Source organism: Streptomyces sp. KLMMK, assembly GCF_036961605.1.
Classification (GTDB): Bacteria; Actinomycetota; Actinomycetes; order Streptomycetales; family Streptomycetaceae; genus Streptomyces; species Streptomyces telluris.
Genome location: NZ_JBAMDC010000573.1, coordinates 1 through 3,058, shown reverse-complemented (window position 1 = coordinate 3,058; position 3,058 = coordinate 1). Strand labels below are relative to the sequence as shown.

Below are 3,058 nucleotides of genomic sequence, written 5' to 3'. Positions count from 1 at the left end.
GCCGACGGGCAGCCGGTCACGGCCGCGCTCGGTCCGTGGCGGACGGCCGACCGGGAGGCCCTGGAGGCGGCGGTGCGGCTGCTTGAGGGCGTGTGGCCCGAGATGCTGGACGAACTCCGCACCGTGGTCCGCCAGGTGGCGCTCCTGGACGGCATGGCGATCGACGGCTTCACCGACTTCACCGTGCACGGCGCGGTCCTGATCAACCGCAGGCGGCTCTCGGCGACTCGCTCCGGGCTCCCCGGCCCGGCCCGGCTGACCGAAGCACTGGTCCACGAGGGCACGCACAACCGCTGCAACGTCGCGGAAGTCCGGGCGCCGTTCCTGCACCCCGCGGCCGACGACACGGCGGGCCCCCTCACCACGCCCCTGCGCGCCGACCCGCGCCCGCTCAGCGGCCTGTTCCAGCAGACGGTGGTCCTGGCCCGCTGCGTCCTCCTCCACCGCCGTACGGCGGACGCGGCTGCGCTCCCTACGGCAGGGCGGGCGGCGGTACACGCCCGCCACGACCGCCTGCTGACCGACCTGGAAAAGGCGGTATCGTCCCTCACCGCGCACCGGGCGGGCCTGACGGAACACGGGGCGAGGCTGCTGCGGCAGTGCGCGGCGATCGCGCGGGACAGCTAGGCCTGGCCGGCCCGGCAGCGCCGGACTGCGCGCGCCCACGCTTCGCCGCAGCAGCACGAACAGATGCCGACGGCACGGGGCACAAGCCCTGAACGGGCCCGGCGGCATGGCGGCTGTCCGCCACGGCCCGGGCGGGCCGAACGGCGACCGCGCCGGACGCCCCGTGAGGCCGGCACGGCAGCGCCGGACTGCTCGTGGTCACATCTCACCGTCACGGCGCGAACAGATGCCTGCGGCATCGGGGCGCAGGCCGCGTGCGGTCCCGGCAGCACACCCGTACGTGCCCGGCCGCGACGCCGGCCACCCGTCGCATGCCGGGCCGACGGCGGTCTGACCAGTCGGACCGCCGAGCCCGCCACGCACCCGACCGGCAGCCCCGGACCCCCCGTCAGCCCACCCCGCCGCAGCGGCGGTCAACCGGTACCGAACCACCCCCGGGCGTCCGCGGAGTCAGGTCCTCCGGCCCGTCCTCAGCGCGTCCCTCACACCCCCCGCCGTCAGGCGTGACCGCCACGTCGCCCAGCGTTCCCACCTCGTCCCCCAGAGACGGGGGTCCTCGTACGGGACCCAGCCCGTCGCGGCCGACGGGTACCGCGGTACGCCTACGCACAGCCGCTTCGTGATGACGAAGCGGGTCTCGGCCGTGGTGTTGGGCTGCGAGGCGTGGAGGTGGTCGCCGGCGAAGAGGAGGATGTCGCCGGGGTCGAGTTCGATGTCGACCGGGGTGCCGACCGGCTGGCCGGGGAGGAGTGTGTGGCCGTCGTGGCGGAGGGGGCGACGGTACGCGTCGGGGTAGAACAGCAGGCCGTTGCCGCTGCGGACCGGGCCGACGGCCATCCAGAGGTTGACGGAGTTGACGGCGGTGTTGAACCAGGAGTCGACGTGGGCGTCGCGCGGGGTCAGGAAGCCTTCGAGTCCGGCCGGTTCCGCTCCCCCGGCCCCGACGGAGCGCTGCGGCGGCATGATGCGGATCCCGAGGTGCCCGCTGAGGTAGAGCCGGGTTCCTTGCGGCTCCAGGGCCCTGGCCACGTCGTGCAGGACGGTGCGGGAGAAGGGCCGCAGCCGGGTCTCCAGGTCGGTGCGGACGGCCGCGATCTGCGCGGTGTCCGCGTGGCGGTGCGCGTTTTCGAGCGCTCCGGAGACCTGGGCCGCCCCGGCCGCCGGCAGGGCGTCGGCGACGGCGCGGGCCGCCTCCCGCCGGATCGTCCCCAGCGCGCCGATGTGGCGCAGTCCGCCCTTGACGGCCACGAGGGCGCCGTCGAGGACGTGCCGCAGCGAGACGGGGATGCCGTAGGGGCCGGGTTCGACGGTGTGCAGGGCGGCGGGCCCGGCCGCCACGGGCCGGGGGGCCGCACCGGGGACCGGCCCCGTCACGGTGCCCCGTCCCGGTGCTCCCGGCCGGCCGCCATGGCCGCGATCCCGTCGTGCAGCGCCGTCCGCGGGCGGAAGCCGAAGGCACGGGTGGCGACGGTGATGTCGGCTCCGGTGTGCCGGGCGTCGCCCGGCCCGGGCGGCCGCGGGACCACGGCGACGGGCCCGGCGACGCTTTCCACGGCGGCGACGGCCTGTTTCATGGAGACCGGCGAGCCGCCGCCGATGTTGGCCACTCCGGTGAAGCCGGAGAGGGCGGCGTCCCGCATGCCGGTGACGACGTCCTGGACGTAGGTGAAGTCGCGGGTCTGCTCGCCGTCGCCGTAGAGCGGGAACGGCGGGCCGCCCCGCGCCGCGGCCAGGAGGCGCGCGAAGGCCATGTCGGGCCGCTGCCGGGGCCCGTAGACGGTGAACAGCCGCAGGGCGACGACGGGCACCGCGTAGGCCGTGCGGTACAGCTCGCACAGGTGCTCGGCGGCGAGCTTGGTCACCCCGTAGGGCGAGACGGGCCGGGGGCAGGCCGTCTCGGCCGTCGGGAAGGCGCGGGCGTCGCCGTAGACGGAGGAGCTGGACGCGTAGACGAACTTGGCGAGCGGGCGGCCCCGGACGGCTTCGAGGAGCACCTGGGTGGCCAGGATGTTCCGGTCGGCGTAGAGGGCGAACTCGCGTCCCCAGGACGGCCGGATGCCGGGCTGGGCAGCGAGGTGGTAGACGACGTCCGCGCCGTCGAGCACCGGGTCGAGCGCGGCGTCCAGCAGGTCGGCGCGGTGGAAGGTGAAGGCCGGGCAGCTCATCGGGCCGCGCAGGTTGCGCTCTTTGAGGGCGGGGTCGTAGGAGTCGGTGAGTGCGTCGATGCCGGCGACGCTGTCGCCGGCGGCCAGGAGGTGCGCACAGAGGTGGGAGCCTATGAAGCCGGCCGCGCCGGTGACGACGGCGCGCACTAGGGACGCCCTTCCCGGGGCAGGTCCGCGGGTTTCCCGGGTTTCCCGGGTTCTACGGGTTCCCCGGGCCCTCGTGGCGCCGTCCGGACGCCGGGCGGCAGGACGCGGTCGGCGCGCGC

The 3,058-nt window shown here is 75.7% G+C and carries 3 protein-coding genes; 1 reads left to right on the top strand and 2 read right to left on the bottom strand.

Annotation, left to right across the window (positions count from 1 at the left end):
- The coding region (locus V7793_RS35690) for an aKG-HExxH-type peptide beta-hydroxylase (RefSeq protein WP_336013833.1) at window positions 1-627 on the top strand (627 nt) is incomplete at its 5' end.
- A gap of 450 nt (window positions 628-1,077) precedes the next feature.
- Here the strand turns inward: V7793_RS35690 and V7793_RS35685 are convergent.
- Window positions 1,078-2,001, bottom strand: a complete 924-nt coding sequence (locus tag V7793_RS35685; RefSeq protein WP_336013832.1) for a phytanoyl-CoA dioxygenase family protein — start codon at window positions 1,999-2,001, stop codon at window positions 1,078-1,080.
- Window positions 1,998-2,939, bottom strand: a complete 942-nt coding sequence (locus V7793_RS35680; protein ID WP_336013831.1) for an NAD-dependent epimerase/dehydratase family protein — start codon at window positions 2,937-2,939, stop codon at window positions 1,998-2,000. The genes V7793_RS35685 and V7793_RS35680 overlap by 4 nt, the downstream gene beginning before the upstream one ends.
- Window positions 2,940-3,058 lie beyond the last annotated feature (119 nt).